The sequence below is a fragment of the Arenibacterium sp. CAU 1754 genome, from assembly GCF_054482635.1.
This window is the reverse complement of record NZ_JBTLRG010000003.1, coordinates 21674-39359: the sequence shown is the minus strand read 5'-3', so window position 1 is coordinate 39359 and position 17686 is coordinate 21674. Positions and strand designations below refer to the sequence as shown.

Here is a 17686-nt window from a genome sequence, read left to right as displayed (position 1 = left end):
TTCGCGAGCGGATTATGATTGTTAGCGCTAACAGTTCGCATGCTCACCAGCCCGAGGGCCCGATATGACCTTGAACAGCACAATTGCCCGCGTCACCGACCGCATCATCGAACGGAGCCAGAGTACGCGGCAGGACTATCTGGCCCGCATGAAGGCGGCCCATGGCGACGGTCCGGCGCGCGCGCATCTGTCCTGCAGCGGACAGGCCCACGCCTTTGCCGCCGCCGGGCCCGATCAGGACCGCCTGGCCCGGGGCACCGCGGGCAACCTTGGCATCGTGACCAGCTATAATGATATGCTGTCGGCGCATCAGCCGTTCGAACGCTTTCCCGATCTGATCCGTCACGCCGTCCGCGACGTGGGCGGCACCGCGCAGGTGGCGGGCGGCGTTCCGGCCATGTGCGATGGCGTCACCCAGGGCGAGGCCGGAATGGAGCTGAGCCTGTTTTCCCGCGACACCATCGCCCTGGCCGCCGGCATTGCCCTGTCGCACAACACCTTTGACGCGGCCGTGTTCCTGGGCGTTTGTGACAAGATCGTTCCGGGTCTTGTCATCGCGGCGCAAACCTTTGGTCATCTGCCCATTGTGTTCCTGCCTGCCGGTCCGATGACCAGCGGCATCAGCAACGATGAAAAGGCCAAGGTGCGCCAGAAATTCGCCGCCGGTGAAATTGGCCGGGACGAACTGATGGCCGCCGAAATGGCCGCTTATCACGGCCCTGGCACCTGTACCTTTTACGGCACCGCCAACACCAACCAGATGCTGATGGAGTTCATGGGCCTGCACCTGCCGGGGTCCAGCTTTGTCACCCCGAACACCGACCTGCGCGACGAACTGACCAAGGAAGGCGCGCGGCGTGCCCTGTCGCTCAGCGCGTTGGGCAATGCCTATACCCCGGTTTGCGACATCCTCGATGAACGCGCCTTTGTGAATGGCATTGTCGGGCTGAACGCCACGGGCGGGTCGACCAACCTGCTGATCCACCTTGTCGCCATGGCCCGTGCCGGGGGCATCCTGCTGGACTGGCATGATTTCTCTGAAATTTCGGATGTCACGCCGCTGATGGCGCGGGTCTATCCCAACGGTCTTGCGGACGTGAACCATTTCCACGCCGCTGGCGGCCTTGGGTATCTGATCGGCGATCTGCTGGGCGCGGGCCTACTGCATGACGACACCAACACCGTCGCAGGCAAGGGGCTGTCGCATTACACTTCCGAACCGAAAATTACGGGGGGCAAGCTGAGCTGGCACCCCGGTGCGGGCACCAGTCTGAACGACAGGATCCTGCGCCCCGCCAGCGACCCGTTCCAGTCCACCGGCGGGTTGAAGCGGTTGACCGGTACGCTGGGCACCGGGGTCATGAAGGTGTCTGCCGTCGCGCCCGATCATCAGGTGGTCGAGGCGCCCGTGCGTGTGTTCCACGATCAGGACGCTGTGAAAGAGGCGTTTCGCGCCGGTGAGTTCACCGAGGACGTGATCGTCGTGGTCCGCTTTCAGGGGCCCAAGGCCAACGGAATGCCCGAACTGCACAGCCTGACGCCGGTTCTGGCCGTCCTGCAGGGGCGCGGCCTGAACGTGGCGCTGGTGACCGACGGGCGCATGTCCGGCGCGTCCGGCAAGGTGCCTGCCGCAATCCACGTGTGCCCCGAGGCTCTGGATGGCGGTCCCATCGCCCGTCTTCAGGACGGTGACCTGCTGCGGGTTGATGCGGTTGCCGGGACGCTCGACATTCTGACGCCGGATGTGGAAAAACGCACAGCGGTCCGGCCGGACCTGTCGGCCAATGAAACCGGTGTCGGGCGCGAACTGTTTGCTGTTTTCCGCCGTGCGGTCGGCTCGGCCGATTCCGGCGCAACCATTTTCGGAGGCTGATGCCATGACCCTTTCCGCCCGCGACGCCAGCCGCCAGACCCGCGATATCTGCGCCATGGCGCCCATCGTGCCGGTCCTTGTGATCAAGGACCTGTCCCACGCCCGCCCGATGGCCGAGGCGCTGGTCGCCGGCGGTCTGCCCGCGCTTGAGGTGACCCTGCGCACGCCTGTGGCGCTCGACGTGATCCGCGCAATGGCCGAGGTGCCGGGCGGCGTTGTCGGGGCCGGGACACTGGTTACGCCAGACGACGTGCGCGCCGCGAAACAGGCAGGTGCGAAATTCGGTGTCTCGCCGGGTGCAACCGATGAACTGCTCGCCGCTTGCGAGGCCGAACGCCTGCCGCTCCTCCCCGGGGCCGCCACAGCGACCGAGGCGATGCAATTGCTGGCGCGCGGCTATGACATGATGAAGTTCTTCCCGGCCGAGGCATCGGGCGGCGCGCCCGCGCTCAAGGCCATTGGCGCCCCATTGCCCCAGATCACCTTTTGTCCCACCGGCGGCGTGACGCCGCAAAACGCCCCGACCTATCTGGCGCTTGATAACGTGCTGTGTGCCGGCGGCAGCTGGGTCGCCCCGACCGCCCTGGCCGAGGCTGGCGACTGGGACAAGATCGAAACCCTCGCCCGCGAGGCCAGCCGGTTGAAACCGGCCTGAGCGGCGATATTCGGTCACACCCCTCTGGAAACCGGCGCGCAAAAGGTGCAAATCGCAGGAGCCAGTCTAAGGAGCCTGCCTGATGTTGCCTGCCCGCTTTGCGCCTGTTCTGTTTTCCCTGTTCGTGTCGGGGTTCATGTCCTGCGTCGTGTCCGGCATCTCGACCCTGCGGGTACTGGGACTGTCCGAAGGGTTTTTCGGCGCCTGGATGAGCTCATGGACCTTCAGTTGGGCCGTCGCCTTTCCGGTGATCTTCTTTGTTGCGCCGCTGACACGAAAGCTGGTGGAGCGGATGGTGAAAAAGCCCGGCCAGGGCGCTTAATGCGCCTCGGCCCAGTTCGCTCCGCGTCCGGCATCCACCGTTAGGGTCACATCCAGCTTTACCGCCGGATCGGCCGCGTTTTCCATCACGTCGCGCGCCACGTCGATGGTTTTATCCACCGCATCCTCGGACACTTCGAACAGCAGTTCGTCATGCACCTGCAACAGCATCTTTGCGGGCAGGTCGGCTATGGCATCGGGCATGCGCACCATCGCGCGCCGGATCACATCCGCCGCCGTGCCCTGGATCGGCGCATTGATCGCGGCGCGTTGGGCAAACCCGGCTCGCGGACCCTTGGCGCCAATTTCGGGCGTGTGAATCTTGCGCCCGAACAGCGTCTGAACGTACCCGTGTGCCTTGGCGAATGCCTTGGTGTCATCCATGTATGTGCGAATGCCGGGGAAGCGTTCGAAATAGCGGTCGATGAACCCCTGCGCCTCGGCCCGCGGAATGCGCAAGTTGCGGGCCAGGCCGAACCCGGAAATCCCGTAGATCACACCAAAGTTGATCGCCTTGGCCCGGCGACGGACATCCGGGGTCATCTCATCTATCGGAACATCGAACATTTCGCTGGCCGTCATGGCGTGAATGTCCAACCCATCGTCAAAGGCTTGTTTCAGCGCCGAAATATCCGCGATATGCGCCAGAATGCGCAACTCGATCTGGCTGTAGTCGAGCGAGACCAGAACGTTGCCCTCTTCGGCGACAAAGGCTTCGCGGATGCGCCGGCCTTCCTCGGTGCGGACGGGGATGTTCTGCAGGTTCGGATCGGTTGACGCCAGCCGCCCCGTGTTCGCGCCCGTGATGGCATAGGATGTGTGCACCCGGCCCGTATCGGGGTTGATATGGGTCTGCAGCGCATCCGTGTAGGTCGATTTCAGCTTGCTCAGCTGCCGCCAATCCAACACGCGGGCGGGCAGTTCGTGTTCGGTCGCCAAATCCTCCAACACGTCCGCCCCGGTGGCATAGGCGCCGGTCTTGCCCCGCTTGCCGCCCTCGATCCCCATCTTGTCGAACAGGATTTCGCCCAGCTGCTTGGGACTGCCCACGTTGAATGTCTCGCCCGCCAGTTCGTGAATTTCCGCCTCCAGCCCGGCCATCTTTTGCGCGAACGCATTCGACATCCGGCTGAGCGTATCGCGGTCCACCTTGATGCCATGCATCTCCATCTGCGCCAGCACCGGCACCAGCGGACGTTCCATGGTTTCATAGACGGTCGTCACCTGAACGCGGTGCAGCTGTGGCTTGAACACCTGCCACAGGCGGAGGGTGATATCCGCATCCTCGGCGGCATATGTCGTCGCCTCGTCAATCGGCACCCGGTCAAAGGTGATCGCCGATTTCCCACTGCCCAGCAGCGGCTTGATCGGGATCGGTGTGTGGCCCAGATACCGCTCGCTCAGCGTATCCATCCCGTGCCCATGCTCACCCGCGTGCATCGCATAGGACATCAGCATCGTGTCGTCGATCGGCGCAACATCGATACCGTGACGCGCAAAAATCTTGGCGTCGTATTTCATGTTCTGCCCGATCTTGAGGATTGCGGGATCCTCAAGCACCGGTTTCAGAATCGTCAGCGCCTCATCCTGCGCCATCTGGCCCTCCAGCAGCGCGTCGGATCCGAACAGATCGTCGCTCGCCCCGTTCTTGTGCAGCAGCGGGATGTAACAGGCATGCCCGGCCTCGACACATAGGGAGATACCGACCAGATCGACGATCATCTCGTCCAACCCTGTGGTTTCGGTATCCACCGCCACCCAGCCACGTTCGCGGATCTGATCGATCCAGCCCTGCAATGCCTCGCCGTCGCGCACACAGTCATATTTGGCCTTGCCAAACGCGGGTGCTTCGGGCGCGGTCGAGTCGCCCTCGGGTTTGGCCGGGGCGTCCTCGATCACCGGCGGTTCCACGCCCAGCTTTTCGGCGATCCGCTTGGTCAGCGTGCGGAACTCCATTTCCGCCAGGAACGGCATCAGCTTTTCGGGGTCGGGGTCCTGTACCTCCAGATCGTCCAGAGTGAAATCCAACGGCGTTTCGCAATCCAGCTGGACCAGCTTTTTCGACAGTTCGATCTGTTCGCGATGCTCGATCAGGGTCTGGCGGCGCTTGGGCTGCTTGATCTCTTCGGCCCGGTCCAGAAGCGATTCCAGATCGCCATATTCGTTGATCAGAAGGGCGGCGGTCTTGATCCCGATCCCCGGCGCGCCGGGCACGTTATCGACACTGTCCCCGGCCAGGGCCTGCACATCGACCACCCGGTCCGGACCAACGCCGAATTTCTCGGCCACACCGTCACTGTCGATCCGGCGGTTTTTCATCGCGTCTAGCATTTCGACACCGCCGCCAACCAGCTGCATCAGGTCCTTGTCGGAACTGATGATGGTCACCCGGCCCCCGGCCTCGCGGGCCTGACAGGCCAGCGTGGCGATGATGTCATCGGCCTCGTACCCCTCCAACTCCTTGCAGGCGATGTTGAATGCCTCGGTCGCCCTGCGGGTCAGCGGAATCTGCGGGCGCAGATCCTCGGGCATCGCCTCGCGGTTGGCCTTGTACTGATCGTACATGTCATTGCGGAACGTATGGCTGCCCTTGTCGAAAATCACCGCCACATGGGTCGGGGCGTCCGGCCCTGTCGCGTCTTCGACGTAACGCTGCAACATGTTGCAGAAGCCAGACACCGCACCAATCGGCAACCCGTCTGATTTGCGCGTCAGCGGCGGCAGTGCATGATAGGCCCGAAAGATAAAGGCCGAGCCATCGATCAGATGCAGATGACAGCCTTTTCCGAATTGCGTCTTGCCCATGCCGTGCCCCCGTTGCGCTGGTCTTGGGGTTTATCCCGTATCCCGGCTTGCGCTGCAATCACCCATCTGGGGCGGGACGGTCATTTGCCCGCCGGCGTGAAATTTTCGGCGTAGAACCGGTACCAGTTGCCGCCCATGATCGCCGTCACCTCATCCGGTGAAAACCCGATCTGCGCCAGACCGGATTCGATATTCCCGAAATCGCGGTTGTCGCGGAACCAATCGGGCATGGGTGGAAATCCGGGCGCTGCTGCCGACCCTTCTCCATAATCGATTTCCTTGGTCCAGCGCCCCACGCGCATCCATTCCACCACGCTGTCAGGCTGATCCTGACACAGGTCCGACCCGATCCCCAGATGTTCGACCCCGAACCGCTCTGCCGCCTGCGCGATCATCGTGCAAAAGGACTGAACCGTGCAGTCGGATTTGTCCTTCAGGTGATGGGGATAGAGCGAGAACCCGATCATCCCGCCGTTTTCCGTCACCGCGCGGATCACATCATCGCTCTTGTTGCGCAGGGCCGGGGCCCAGGTTTTCAGGTTGGCATGAGTGATCGCGATGGGCCGTTCCGACAAATCCGCCGCTTCGATGGTCGAACGATCCGCCGAATGGCTCATGTCCACGACCAGACCCACCCGGTTCATTTCCTTGATGACCTGCTTGCCCATGCGGGTGATGCCGGGATCTTCGGCCTCGTAACAGCCTGTCGCCAGTAGCGACTGGTTGTTGTAGCTCAACTGCATGAACCGCGCACCCAATCTGTGCAGGATTTCGACCAGCCCGATGTCATCTTCGATCGGGCTGGGGTTCTGAAACCCGAAGAAGATCGCCGTGCGGTTGCTGGCGCGGGCCGCATCCACATCGCTGGCCCACCGGCCCGGCATGATCAGATCGGGAAACTGTTCAAACCAGCGGTTCCACTGTTCAAAGTTCAAAACCGTTTCGCGAAAATTCTCGTGATACGCGATGGTCACATGCACTGCATCCAAGCCACCCTCGCGCATCTGGCGGAAAATCTTCTCTGACCAGTTTGCATACTGAAGGTTATCTATCCGCATCCGCCGCCCCTGAACCTGTTCCAGACAGTGTTAGACAATTCGCCGGGGCAAAACCAGTTTCGCGATCTTGCCCGGTTCACTGCGACACATGCAGGGAATGCGCCAGCGTCACGGCATAAGGGGTTGGCGTCCAGATGCCAAAATTCACCCCGGCGGCGCGCATCATGTCTCCGATCCAGACATTGCAGGTCCGAAAAAGGTTGAACCGCCCCCGCGCGGGAAAAAACATGTCGGTGGGGCTGAACCCCGCCAGGTCCAACGGCTTGGTTGAGGGGCCAAAACTTCCCCTGATCGCGTCCGTCAGCCGGGCATATTGACCTGCGCCTAGATCGACCGCGCGCACGGGCCATTCCGGCTGGACCGCCCCGGCCAGTTCCACGCGCATCACCGATCTGTCCCCGAACACACCCCGCCCAATCGCCGCCAGCGACACGTCGCTGTAACTGCCCGTGGAGGTGTAAAACGCCTCGGCGCCCCAACCGATGACCAGCCATTCCGCTGCCGGATGGCCCAGCGCAAACCCCGCATGTTCCAGAAAGGAAAATCGCGCCCGGGTGTCCGCGTTCAACGGCAACAGAAAATCGTAATGGATCGGCCCTTGCAGCAGGTAAACCCGTGCCCCGGCGTCGGGCGCTTTTGCGCCACTCAGACGATGCGGAACCAGCCCGCCCAGCCCGGCCGCCAAGATGTACAAAGTTGAAAATGCGACCAGCCCGCCCAGTACAAACCGGACGACCCGCACCGGATCACTTCACCTTGTCGGCGAAATCGCTGTGGACGTATTTGCAGTCGCAATAGGGGCATTCGACCCAGCCCGTGTCATGCGGGATCTGCAACCAGACCCGCGGATGCCCCAACGCGCCCTCGCCCCCGTCGCAGGAAATGCGATAGCTTTCGACGATCTTGGTTTCAGGCGCTTCGATGGTCATGTCGGGTGGTCCTCGTGCTCGGTTTCCCCTGTCGGGGCCTGTGCCCGTTATGTGCCATGATACATGCGTCTGCAAGGCCCGCTATGCGCCTGCAGACGCGTCAAATGCCTTGAATCACGCGGTTTCGTCCAACCGCGCCTGATAGCAATTGTTCCGTGCGGACCGCACATGCACATAGGACACCTTGGGATCTTCCAGAATACGCGCGGCCTCGGCCGAGATGGAGCCAGTCGGCACAATCGCCCCAGTGCCATAAACGATCCGGTCATCGTCCGAGTATCCCTTGATCAGGTATTCAGGCGAGTCCAGCGCACCGGGAATGTCCGCCCCTCCGCCCCGCTCGCAAGCGTCGGCACACAGGAAAATCGGCCCGGTTTCAGCATATGGCTGTAACGCCGGGAACGGTCGATGCGCCAGAATCAGCATTCCCGCCCCTTCGGGAACGTGTTCCAGGCAATGACGGCAGGGGTTGCCCGTGCCCGTTGAAATGGTGCGTTCTGGCGCATTTCCATAGGCATCCGGTGCTCCGGCCTGCAGGGCGCGAACCTCATCTGTGGGCAGTGCAGAAAATTTTATCATGTCAGGGTCTCCTTTTACGCCGATTTTGCCCCGCGGGTGCGGGCCGGACGACCCGTTTCCTGCGCATTGCGAAAAGGGACTCGAATAAAGAACATAACGTGAATATCATGGATGCCTGCCATGTTTGCCGAGCTGTCGATCACGTCGAATTTCACCTTTCTCACCGGGGCCTCTCACCCCGAGGAGTTCATGACCCGTGCCTGTGCGCTGGGCCTGCCGGCCATCGCGATTGCCGATGATAATTCGGTCGCCGGGATCGTGCGCGCTCATACCCAGGCGCGCAGCATCGCGCGGCAGGTGCGCGAACGGGTGGACTGGGACGCGGCAAACGCGCCCATTGGCCCGCCGTGCCCCGACCGCCTGCCGCGCCCGCCGTCGTTCCCGGTGACCCATGTGCCCCGCCTGATCCCGGCGGCGCGGCTGATGTTCACCGATGCGCCGCCGATTACTGTGTTGCCCGAAACCCGTACGGGATGGGCCAGCCTGTGCCGTATCCTGTCCACCGGGCGCCTGCGCGCGACCAAGGGGGCATGTGATCTGCAACTGGCCGACCTTCTGGACAGGGGCGAAGGATTGCAGCTGCTCCTGTGGCCACCGGCGCAGGGGGTGCAGTGCGGCGCGGGTGGATGGGTGCCACATGCGGAACGGCTGACGCGCCGCTTTGCCGGAAAGATGCACCTGCTTATGGCGCCGCGATACGACGGGCGCGACCGGGAAAGGTTCGCGGCCCTCGCGGCAGCGGCGCAGACAATGGGCCTGCCCACCCTGGCCAGCGCGGCACCGCACATGCATTGCGGCCCGCGCCGCCGTCTGGCCGATGTGCTGACCGCGATCCGCCTGCACCGCCGGGTCGACGATCTGGGCCGGGAGGCGCTGGCCAATGCCGAAAACCGGCTGCGCTCGGAACCTGAAATGCGCCGCCTGTTCACGGATCACCAGGGCGCCATCGACCGCGCCGGCGCCCTGGCCCGGCGGCTGACCTTTTCGCTGGACGAGTTGCGCTATGAATACCCCAGCGAGGCGGAGGATCACGAAACCCCCGCCCAGCGGCTGGCCCGGCTGGCGCAGGAGGGGCTGAAATGGCGCTATCCCGACGGGGCGCCCGACCGGGTGCGCGCCATGATGGACCATGAACTGACCCTGATCGCCAAGCTGAAATACGAACCCTATTTCCTGACCGTGCGCGACATCGTCGCCTTTGCCCGGTCGCGTGACATCCTGTGTCAGGGGCGCGGATCGGCGGCCAATTCGGTCGTCTGTTATTGCCTTGGCATCACCAGCGTCAGCCCCGAAATCGGCACCATGGTGTTTGAGCGTTTCGTGTCCGAGGCGCGGGACGAACCGCCTGATATCGACGTCGATTTCGAACATGAACGCCGCGAAGAGGTGATCCAGCACATCTATGAACGCTATGGTCGCCACCGGGCGGGCCTGTGCGCCACGGTGGTTCATTATCGCGGCAAACGCGCCATCCGCGAGGTGGGCCGCGCCATGGGCCTGAGCGAAGATACCATCGCGGGGATGTCCTCACAGCTGTGGGGGTTCTTCTCGGCCAGGGGGCTCAAGGCTGAGCGGTTGCGCGAAATCGGGCTGGACCCGACCGATCGCCGCCTGATGCAGACGATGGAACTGGTCTATGAAATCGTCGGCTTTCCGCGGCATCTGTCCCAGCATGTCGGCGGGTTCATCATTACCGAGGGGCGGCTGGATGAACTGGTGCCCATCGAAAACGCCACGATGGAGGGGCGCACGGTCATCTGTTGGGACAAGGATGACATCGACACACTGGGCATTCTCAAGGTTGATGTTCTCAGCCTTGGCATGCTGACCTGCATCCGCAAGGCGTTTGACCTGATCACCCAGCATCACCAGACAACCCACACGCTGGCCACGCTCCCGCCCGAGGATCCGGTGGTTTACGATATGCTGTGCCGCGCCGACAGCATCGGGGTGTTCCAGGTCGAAAGCCGCGCACAGATGAATTTCCTGCCGCGTATGCGCCCGCGCAATTTCTATGATCTGGTGATCGAGGTCGCGATCATCCGCCCCGGCCCCATTCAGGGGGATATGGTTCACCCCTATATCCGCCGCCGCAATGGCGAGGAGGAGGTAAGTTTCCCCTCGGATGCATTGGGTCAGGTGCTGGGCAAAACGCTGGGCGTGCCGCTGTTTCAGGAACAGGCGATGCAGATCGCCATCGTCGGGGCCGGGTTCACCCCGGAACAGGCCGACCGGCTGCGCCGCTCGCTGGCGACGTTCAAGAAACACGGCAACGTCAGCGAATTCCGGTCCCTGTTCCTGCGCGGCATGGCGCGCAACGGGTATGATGCCGATTTCGCCGAACGTTGTTTTTCACAGATCGAGGGGTTCGGGTCTTACGGGTTTCCTGAAAGCCACGCGGCCAGCTTTGCCTTGCTGGTCTATGCCAGCGCGTGGATCAAGTGCCACCATCCGGGCATCTTTGCCTGTGCCTTGCTGAATTCCCAGCCGATGGGGTTTTACGCGCCGGCCCAGATCGTGCGCGATGCGCGCGAACACGGGGTCACCGTGCGCCCGATCGACATCAACGCCAGCTATTGGGACAACGTGATGGAACCCGACGGGCGCGGCGGTCTGGCCCTGCGCCTGGGGTTCCGCCAGATCAAGGGCCTGTCCGAGGAGGACGCCGCCTGGCTGACGGCGGCCCGCGGCAATGGATACACCGAACTGCGCGATGTCTGGCGGCGTGCGGGTCTGGGGCCCGCGGTGCTGGAACGTCTGGCCGAGGCCGATGTGTTTGCCTCGGTCGGGCTGACCCGGCGCGAGGCGCTCTGGCAGGCCAAGGCCATTGCCGCCGACCGTCCGCTGCCCCTGTTCGCGCAGGATTTCGAAGGGGAATCCATCGATGAACCCGCCGCGCATCTGCCCAAAATGACCCTGGGCGAAGAGGTGGTCGAAGACTATGTCGCCATGCGCCTCAGCCTGCGCGCCCATCCCGTGGCCTTACTGCGCCATATCCTGACTCCGTGAGAGGAGGGGCGAAGCCAGAACAAGGGCCGGCGCGCCGCCGCGGATTGACCGCTGTGGCCTGATCTGGTGGGCGTAAACAGTCATGTCCGCATTCCCGAAAATAGTGGACCTTCGACCGATCAATGCCCAATGCGCACACTTGCCTTGTTTTTTGAGCGCCAAAGTGGTTTTTCATTTTCCTTTGTATGCGTTAGCCTGAATATTGAGCCGATGATTTCGGCGGAAAAGCAAATCAAAATCCTATACGTGGCGGCACTTCTCGCAGCCGGGGTTATCGGCGTTACGCTTTATGCATGGGGCCAGCCGCTCATCTGTACCTGCGGGTACGTGAAATTTTGGGTCGGGTCGGTCTTTTCCAGCGGCAATTCTCAGCACATCGCTGACTGGTATACCCTGTCCCACATCGTTCACGGAATGCTGGTCATCCTGATCGGGCGGCTGTTCCTGCCGTCGCTGAATTTTCAGGTGCTTCTGATCGTCGCCATCGTCACCGGCGCGGCATGGGAAATCCTGGAACATACCGACTGGGTCCTGAACCAGTTCCGGGCTGCAACGCTCTATCAGGGCTATCGCGGCGACAGCGTGCTGAATGCGGTGGCCGATTATCTGTGGATGCTGGGCGGGTTTTTTCTTGCGCATGTGGCGCGGACCGTGTGGGTCTTTGCGGCAATCGTTGTCATGGAGATCACAGCCGCCATCGTGGCGCGCGATTGCCTGACGCTGACGACACTGATGGTTTTCTATCCAATTGAGGCGATCGAAAACTGGCAGCAGGAATTGAACCCCAATCCGGTGCCGGATGACTGATCGCCTCGGGGCGGTTCGTGCTGGGCAGAGACGAAAACCTGATTGCTGACGCCATGACGTCTGGACCGCGCGCCTAGGACTGGCGCGCGGGTGTGGGTTCGGCAGGGGCGGAAAGGGGCCGGTCAACTGCGTCCCGCGCGCCCGTGATCCGGCGCAACGTGGGCGCCAAATCCGGATGACGGAATGTGAACCCCCGTTCACTCAACACCTTTGGAACGACGCGTTGCCCGCCCAGCATGGTTTCGCGACCCATGTCGCCCAATCCGGCAGAAAGCAGCCATGACGGAAACCGCAGGATCGCAGGGCGATGCAGGGCGGCGGCCAGATCGGCGGTGAACTGTGCGTTGCGCACAGGGGTCGGGGCCACAGCGTTGACCGGGCCTCTCAGGTCCGGGGTCGCGATGGCAAAAGCGATCACGCGGATCAGGTCGTCCTGTTCGATCCAGGGCATCCACTGTTGCCCGTCGCCCATCACGCCGCCGCCGCCAAATTCGAATGGGGTGAGCAATTTGGCCAGCATCCCGCCATCGACGCCCAAAACCAGCCCGATGCGCAGCACGACCAAACGCACGCCCATGTCGGCGACCGGCGCGGTGGCCTGTTCCCATGCCGCGCAAACCTCATGCACGAATGCCGGGTTGGGTCGGGCGGTTTCGTCCAGCTCACCGTCATCAGGATGCAGCCCGTACCAGCCCACTGCAGAACCGTTGATCAGGCAATCGGGCTTGTGCTCCAACCGGCCGATCAGCGCGACCAGCGCCCGGGTCATGTCCACGCGCGAGCCGATGATCCTACGGCGCTTGCGGGCCGTCCACAGCCCGCTGGCCACGCCTTCGCCTGCAAGGTTCACGATGACATCGAAACGCGCGGTATCCGGTATGGTGTTCAGATTCGGGATGATCCGCACCGGGTGGCGCAGCACATCCGCCGCCTTGGCGGTATTGCGGGTCAGGACGGTCACATCGTGGCCCGCCCCCACCAGCGCCTGCACCAGACGGGACCCGATGAACCCGGTGCCGCCGGTGATCAGCACGCGCTGGCGCGGTTTCATTCCGGCCACCAAGCCAGCCGGATCGCCCCGGTCCAGCCGGTCACTGCGCGCAGCCGCCAACAGATCGCGGGCGCCGAACAGGGCCACGGCCAGGGCAGACAGGGTCGCCATGACGCTCCACCAGCCATAGCTGACCGGGATCACCGCGCTGGGCAGGAACGCCCAGTCCCACAGGTAAGGCGCGGTGAGCGCAAGGATCGCGCCATAGTTCAGCGCCAAAAGGGTGTGGTTGATCCGCTCGGTGCCGGGCAGTTTGCGGGTCATGTCCTCTTCCACGAAATCCCACAGGGTGATCAGCACCTCAAGCGTGAGAATGGCGGCCAGGACCATGGTGAAAACCCCATTCGGTTCGAACCAGCCGAAACTGAGAAAGATCAGCGCGTAAAACAGGTTGCGCACCCCGTGCAGGCGCAGTTCCTGTTTTTGCGAGGGGCGCCAGGCCAGCCGCTCGGTCCCTTCGTGGTGAACCAGCGTGTCAAACGCGCCCATGAAAATCTGGACCGAGATCAGGCTCCATAAAACCGGGTCGTTCATGACCTACTCCTTTGCATCCTGGAAAATGGCGTCCTGTTCGATCAACGCGCCGAACAGCCGGTGGCGCAGCCGCAGGGAAAACCGGAACCATCCGCCGCCCATGTCGTGGTGCCCGATGACCAGGCTGCCGGGGGACAGAACGCGGGGCAGGCTTATCCGGCGCCCTGCCAGTGCGACGAAATAGTGGTCGCTCTTGAACAGCAGCGCGTCTTCGCGCGCCTCGACCCGCAGGGCCATGCCGATGCCATAGCCCAGATATTCCTCAAGCCCGGTTGGCCCGGCAAACCGTTTTGAACTGTGCACGACCTGCGGAAACCCGCGTTGCCGTCCGTATTGGCGGATCCAGAACTGGCCACTGCTGGCGGTATCCTCGGTCACCACCACCACGGCGGGCTGGTTCACCGAACTCATGTCATAGGGCAGCGGCGCGCCGACCAACCGCGCGGCCTGGGCCAATATCCACCCGACGGTGTGCATGCGCATGCTGGTGACCTTGCCCTGATAGGCAATGCTCGCGCCGCCCTTCAGACGTTTGCCAAACCGGCGACGCACGGCGGCGGGCAGGCGCATCCATTCCTGATCGCCCAGTAGATCGCGAAATCGGCGGTCGCTGTGGGCAAGGGCGGGGTGGGCAAGAACATTGGTTTTCATCGTGTCAACTCATTCCGTAGCATCATTTATTTCTGTACAGACAGAAATTATGGGCCAAAAAAGGGGAAAGCTGTCCCTATTCCGATTTTCGGCCCGTCAGTTTCAGCAGGGAAAACACCTTGTCCCCCATCTTCATCAACATGTTCAGCTTGCTGGTCGGCACGTTCAGCATCTGGCCGTACCAGCGGTCGGCGGTGTTCAGAAACGCCTGCATTTCCTTCAGCCGCTCTTTCACAACGGGGCTGATGCCCTTTTCGCTTTCGGCCTGTTGAACGCATTCCGACAGGGCCGCGATGGCCGGGTCGATTTCGCGTTCCTTGCGGCCCTGTGCGATGCGGCGGGCCATTTCCCAGACATCCGCCTCGGCCACGAAATGTTCGCGTCGGTCGCCCGCCAGGGGCACGCGGCGGATCAATTTCCAGCTGACCAGTTCCTTGAGCGAATTGGACACGTTGGACCGGGCGATGCCCAGTTCCTCGGAAATCTGTTCGGCGTTCATCGGACGTTCGCTCAGAAACAAAAGCGCGTGGATCTGCGCAACCGATCGGTTGACGCCCCATTGGCCGCCCATGTCGCCCCAATAGAGGATGAACTGGCGTTTGGCCGAAGGTGATTCTATGTCTACAATTTCTGTCATGACAGAAATATCTGATATTCCAGCATCAAAGTCAATCCCGGCGCGACACCCTAACAATATCGGTTCACTCTGACTATCTCAGCGGGTAAAAGGCCGATCAACAAAGACCCGGAGCAGTTTCATGACCACCCCCAAGCCTGTTGTCCTGTGCATTCTCGACGGTTGGGGCCTGTCCGATGACACCACGGCCAACGCGCCTTATCTGGCTAAGACCCCCACGTTCGACAAAATCATGCAGGGGCCGCACGCCACGCTGATCACCCACGGGCCGGACGTGGGCCTGCCCACCGGGCAAATGGGCAATTCCGAGGTCGGGCACACGAATATCGGCGCCGGGCGCGTGGTTGCCATGGACCTTGGCCAAATCGATCTGGCGATCGAGGATGGGTCCTTTGCGCAGACGCCGGCGCTGATCGACTTTATCGACGCGTTGAAGAAAACCGGCGGCACCGCGCATCTGGCGGGACTCGCATCGCCCGGCGGCGTGCATGCGCATCAGGACCATATGGTCGAAGCCGCCCGCGTGATTGCCGCGGCCGGGGTGCCGGTGGCGGTTCACGCCTTTACCGACGGGCGCGACGTGGCCCCGAAATCGGCAGATGAACAGTTGGCCGAATTGGAACAGGCCCTGCCCGAGGGCGCAAAGATCGTCACCGTTACGGGGCGCTATTTCGCGATGGACCGCGACAACCGGTGGGATCGGGTGGAAAAGGCATTTCGCTCGGTTGTCCTAGGCGAAGGGGAACGTCACCAGGAGCGCGGCCCTGTCGATGTCGTGCGTGATTATCACGCCCAGGATGTCACCGATGAATTCCTGCCCGCCTCCGTAATCGGCGACTACACTGGCATGCAGGATGGCGACGGTCTGTTCTTTGTCAATTTCCGGGCCGACCGTGCCCGCGAGATTCTGCGCGCCATCGGCGAGCCGGAGTTTGCCGAGTTCGACACAGGCCCGCGTCCGAAACTGGCGGCGCTGCTGGGGATGGTCGAATATTCGGATGCGCATAACGCTTACATGACCCCGATGTTCCCCAAACGGGATATCAAGAACACGCTGGCCGAATGGGTTTCAAAACACGGGCTGCGCCAGTTCCATCTAGCCGAGACCGAGAAATACCCGCATGTCACCTTCTTCCTGAACGGCGGCAAGGAAACCCCCGAGCCGGGCGAAGACCGCTATATGGCGCCCAGCCCAAAGGTTGCGACTTATGACCTGCAACCGGAAATGTCCGCCGAGGAAGTCACCGACCAGTTCGTGAAGGCCATCGAAGACGGCTATGATCTGATCGTGACCAACTATGCAAATCCCGACATGGTCGGCCACACCGGCGATCTGAACGCCGCCATCGCCGCCTGCGAGGCTGTTGATCGCGGTCTGACCCGCGTGGTCGCAGCGCTGGAAAACGCGGGCGGCGCGATGATCGTCACCGCCGACCACGGCAATTGCGAAACCATGATCGATCCGGAAACCGGCGGTCCCCACACGGCCCACACCACCAATCTGGTGCCCGTGGCGCTGGTGGGTGGCCCTGAGGGGGCACAGTTGCACAGCGGCCGCCTGGCCGATCTGGCGCCGACGCTCCTTGCGTTGATGAACCTGCCCAAACCGCCTGAAATGACCGGTGAGAGCCTTATTTCATGACGCTTGCTCGCGCCCTTGTGATTGTCTGTCTTCTGGCCGCTCCGGCCGCAGCGCAGGAGGAACCCGCCAGCGCCGCGCGTGCCGCGGTTCAGCAACTGGAAAAAGCGGCGATTGCCCTGGATGGCGCCGAATCCGCGCGCGACAGGGTGCGCGCACTGACTGAAACGGTGCGCGCCTATGAATCTGGCCTTGGCGCGATGCGCGAGGGGCTGCGCCGCGCCGCCACGCGCGAGGCAATGCTCAGCCGCCGCCTGCAATCGCGAAATCGCGAAATCGCCGATCTGCTGGGCGTGCTTCAAACCATCGAGATCGCACCGCCCCCGGTGCTGATGGTGCACCCGCTGGGACCACTGGGAAGCGCGCGGTCCGGCATGATGCTGGCAGATGTGACGCCCGCACTCAATGCCCGCGCTGCCGAGATCCACCGCGATCTGGAAGAGGTCAAAACCCTGCGCCTGCTTCAGCAGAACGCCGCCCAGACTCTGGAAGACGGGCTTGCCGGGGTGCAGAAGGCCCGCGCAGACCTCAGCCGGGCCATCGCCGACCGCACCGACCTGCCGCGCCGCTTTACCGAGGATCCGGTGCGCACCGCGATCCTGATCTCGTCGACCGAAACGCTGGATGGGTTCGCCAGCGGCCTGTCGCAGATCACGGGTGATACTATCGGTGAGACAAATGCCGACATCAGCGGTCTGAAAGGTGAGGTCGATTTGCCAGCGCAGGGGGTGCTGCTGCACCGCGCAGGGGAAAAGGATGCTGCCGGGATTTCACGTGCGGGGATCATCCTGGCCACCCGGCCGCGCGCGCTTGTCACCTCGCCGACGGCGGCGACAATTCGCTATCGCGGGCCCTTGCTGGACCTTGGGAATGTCGTCATCCTTGAACCTCAGGCGGATACGATGTTTGTATTCTCCGGACTCGACAAGGTGTACGGGGATACCGGCCAAGTGATCCCGGCGGGCACGCCGGTGGGGCTAATGGGCGGTAAAGTTCCCGAAATAGGCACAATTCTTTCAATAAGCAGTGATGGCTCTGGTACTGATCGTTCAGAAACGCTCTATATAGAAGTCAGAGAGGGTGGCAGCCCTGTGGACCCCGAGACATGGTTCCGAACCGACAAGGATGGATAGACGAA

Annotated in this window: 15 protein-coding genes; 7 read left to right on the top strand and 8 right to left on the bottom strand. The window is 62.7% G+C overall.

Features of this window, described 5'->3' with window-relative positions; genetic code table 11:
- Positions 1–64 precede the first annotated feature (64 nt).
- The 3 genes from edd (at position 65) to ACXYMO_RS12900 (ending at position 2850) form a co-directional block, all read left to right on the top strand.
- On the top strand, positions 65–1873 hold the full coding sequence (edd, locus tag ACXYMO_RS12910; RefSeq protein ID WP_458879127.1) for a phosphogluconate dehydratase: 1809 nt from the start codon (positions 65–67) through the stop codon (positions 1871–1873).
- A 4-nt stretch (positions 1874–1877) separates the two neighbouring features.
- The gene (eda, locus tag ACXYMO_RS12905) at positions 1878–2528 is read left to right on the top strand and encodes a bifunctional 4-hydroxy-2-oxoglutarate aldolase/2-dehydro-3-deoxy-phosphogluconate aldolase (RefSeq protein ID WP_458879126.1); all 651 of its coding nucleotides are present in this window, start codon (positions 1878–1880) and stop codon (positions 2526–2528) included.
- Between the two features lie 82 nt (positions 2529–2610).
- On the top strand, positions 2611–2850 hold the full coding sequence (locus ACXYMO_RS12900; RefSeq protein WP_458879125.1) for a DUF2798 domain-containing protein: 240 nt from the start codon (positions 2611–2613) through the stop codon (positions 2848–2850).
- On the opposite strand, the gene polA is transcribed toward ACXYMO_RS12900, so the two are convergent.
- From polA to ACXYMO_RS12875, 5 genes are all read right to left on the bottom strand, one after another.
- Positions 2847–5654, bottom strand: coding sequence for a DNA polymerase I (gene polA / locus ACXYMO_RS12895; protein ID WP_458879124.1), 2808 nt, complete (start codon positions 5652–5654; stop codon positions 2847–2849). The genes ACXYMO_RS12900 and polA overlap by 4 nt on opposite strands.
- Positions 5655–5734: 80 nt before the next feature.
- A complete protein-coding gene (locus ACXYMO_RS12890) occupies positions 5735–6712 on the bottom strand; it encodes a membrane dipeptidase (protein WP_458879123.1) in 978 nt (325 codons plus the stop codon).
- Positions 6713–6788: 76 nt separating this feature from the next.
- A complete protein-coding gene (locus tag ACXYMO_RS12885) occupies positions 6789–7406 on the bottom strand; it encodes a TIGR02117 family protein (RefSeq protein WP_458879122.1) in 618 nt (205 codons plus the stop codon).
- A 52-nt stretch (positions 7407–7458) separates the two neighbouring features.
- Entirely contained in the window at positions 7459–7641 is a 183-nt protein-coding gene (locus ACXYMO_RS12880; protein WP_458879121.1) for a zinc-finger domain-containing protein, read from the bottom strand.
- Positions 7642–7755: 114 nt separating this feature from the next.
- The gene (locus tag ACXYMO_RS12875; RefSeq protein WP_458879120.1) at positions 7756–8220 is read right to left on the bottom strand and encodes a DUF1203 domain-containing protein; all 465 of its coding nucleotides are present in this window, start codon (positions 8218–8220) and stop codon (positions 7756–7758) included.
- Between the two features lie 120 nt (positions 8221–8340).
- On the opposite strand from ACXYMO_RS12875, the gene ACXYMO_RS12870 reads away from it, so the two are divergent.
- Positions 8341–11229 carry an error-prone DNA polymerase gene (locus tag ACXYMO_RS12870; protein WP_458879119.1) on the top strand — a complete coding sequence of 963 codons (2889 nt, stop codon included), beginning with the start codon at positions 8341–8343 and terminating at the stop codon, positions 11227–11229.
- A 246-nt stretch (positions 11230–11475) separates the two neighbouring features.
- The gene (locus ACXYMO_RS12865) at positions 11476–12036 is read left to right on the top strand and encodes a DUF2585 family protein (RefSeq protein WP_458879118.1); all 561 of its coding nucleotides are present in this window, start codon (positions 11476–11478) and stop codon (positions 12034–12036) included.
- A gap of 73 nt (positions 12037–12109) precedes the next feature.
- Here ACXYMO_RS12865 and ACXYMO_RS12860 read toward each other — a convergent pair whose 3' ends face one another.
- The 3 genes from ACXYMO_RS12860 to ACXYMO_RS12850 form a co-directional block, all read right to left on the bottom strand.
- The gene (locus ACXYMO_RS12860; protein WP_458879117.1) at positions 12110–13621 is read right to left on the bottom strand and encodes a TIGR01777 family oxidoreductase; all 1512 of its coding nucleotides are present in this window, start codon (positions 13619–13621) and stop codon (positions 12110–12112) included.
- 3 nt (positions 13622–13624) lie between these two features.
- The gene (locus ACXYMO_RS12855; protein ID WP_458879116.1) at positions 13625–14272 is read right to left on the bottom strand and encodes a DUF4166 domain-containing protein; all 648 of its coding nucleotides are present in this window, start codon (positions 14270–14272) and stop codon (positions 13625–13627) included.
- Positions 14273–14348: 76 nt separating this feature from the next.
- The gene (locus tag ACXYMO_RS12850) at positions 14349–14909 is read right to left on the bottom strand and encodes a GbsR/MarR family transcriptional regulator (protein WP_458879115.1); all 561 of its coding nucleotides are present in this window, start codon (positions 14907–14909) and stop codon (positions 14349–14351) included.
- A 121-nt stretch (positions 14910–15030) separates the two neighbouring features.
- Between ACXYMO_RS12850 and gpmI the strand changes: the two genes are divergently transcribed.
- Together gpmI and ACXYMO_RS12840 are read left to right on the top strand one after the other, a co-directional pair.
- Positions 15031–16551: a 2,3-bisphosphoglycerate-independent phosphoglycerate mutase gene (gpmI, locus tag ACXYMO_RS12845; protein ID WP_458879114.1), complete on the top strand. Its 1521-nt coding sequence runs from the start codon at positions 15031–15033 to the stop codon at positions 16549–16551.
- The gene (locus tag ACXYMO_RS12840) at positions 16548–17681 is read left to right on the top strand and encodes a murein hydrolase activator EnvC family protein (RefSeq protein ID WP_458879113.1); all 1134 of its coding nucleotides are present in this window, start codon (positions 16548–16550) and stop codon (positions 17679–17681) included. Before gpmI ends, ACXYMO_RS12840 begins: the two co-directional genes overlap by 4 nt.
- Positions 17682–17686: the final 5 nt, after the last annotated feature.

What these genes read in the sequence shown, in the direction of transcription:
- ACXYMO_RS12855 (WP_458879116.1), bottom strand. Translation starts at nt 14,272, where the DNA reads ATGAAAACCAATGTTCTTGCCCACCCCGCCCTTGCCCACAGCGACCGC.
- ACXYMO_RS12890 (WP_458879123.1), bottom strand. Translation starts at nt 6,712, where the DNA reads ATGCGGATAGATAACCTTCAGTATGCAAACTGGTCAGAGAAGATTTTC.
- ACXYMO_RS12850 (WP_458879115.1), bottom strand. Translation starts at nt 14,909, where the DNA reads ATGACAGAAATTGTAGACATAGAATCACCTTCGGCCAAACGCCAGTTC.
- eda (WP_458879126.1), top strand. Translation starts at nt 1,878, where the DNA reads ATGACCCTTTCCGCCCGCGACGCCAGCCGCCAGACCCGCGATATCTGC.
- ACXYMO_RS12880 (WP_458879121.1), bottom strand. Translation starts at nt 7,641, where the DNA reads ATGACCATCGAAGCGCCTGAAACCAAGATCGTCGAAAGCTATCGCATT.
- ACXYMO_RS12860 (WP_458879117.1), bottom strand. Translation starts at nt 13,621, where the DNA reads ATGAACGACCCGGTTTTATGGAGCCTGATCTCGGTCCAGATTTTCATG.
- edd (WP_458879127.1), top strand. Translation starts at nt 65, where the DNA reads ATGACCTTGAACAGCACAATTGCCCGCGTCACCGACCGCATCATCGAA.
- ACXYMO_RS12840 (WP_458879113.1), top strand. Translation starts at nt 16,548, where the DNA reads ATGACGCTTGCTCGCGCCCTTGTGATTGTCTGTCTTCTGGCCGCTCCG.
- ACXYMO_RS12870 (WP_458879119.1), top strand. Translation starts at nt 8,341, where the DNA reads ATGTTTGCCGAGCTGTCGATCACGTCGAATTTCACCTTTCTCACCGGG.
- ACXYMO_RS12900 (WP_458879125.1), top strand. Translation starts at nt 2,611, where the DNA reads ATGTTGCCTGCCCGCTTTGCGCCTGTTCTGTTTTCCCTGTTCGTGTCG.
- gpmI (WP_458879114.1), top strand. Translation starts at nt 15,031, where the DNA reads ATGACCACCCCCAAGCCTGTTGTCCTGTGCATTCTCGACGGTTGGGGC.
- polA (WP_458879124.1), bottom strand. Translation starts at nt 5,654, where the DNA reads ATGGGCAAGACGCAATTCGGAAAAGGCTGTCATCTGCATCTGATCGAT.
- ACXYMO_RS12875 (WP_458879120.1), bottom strand. Translation starts at nt 8,220, where the DNA reads ATGATAAAATTTTCTGCACTGCCCACAGATGAGGTTCGCGCCCTGCAG.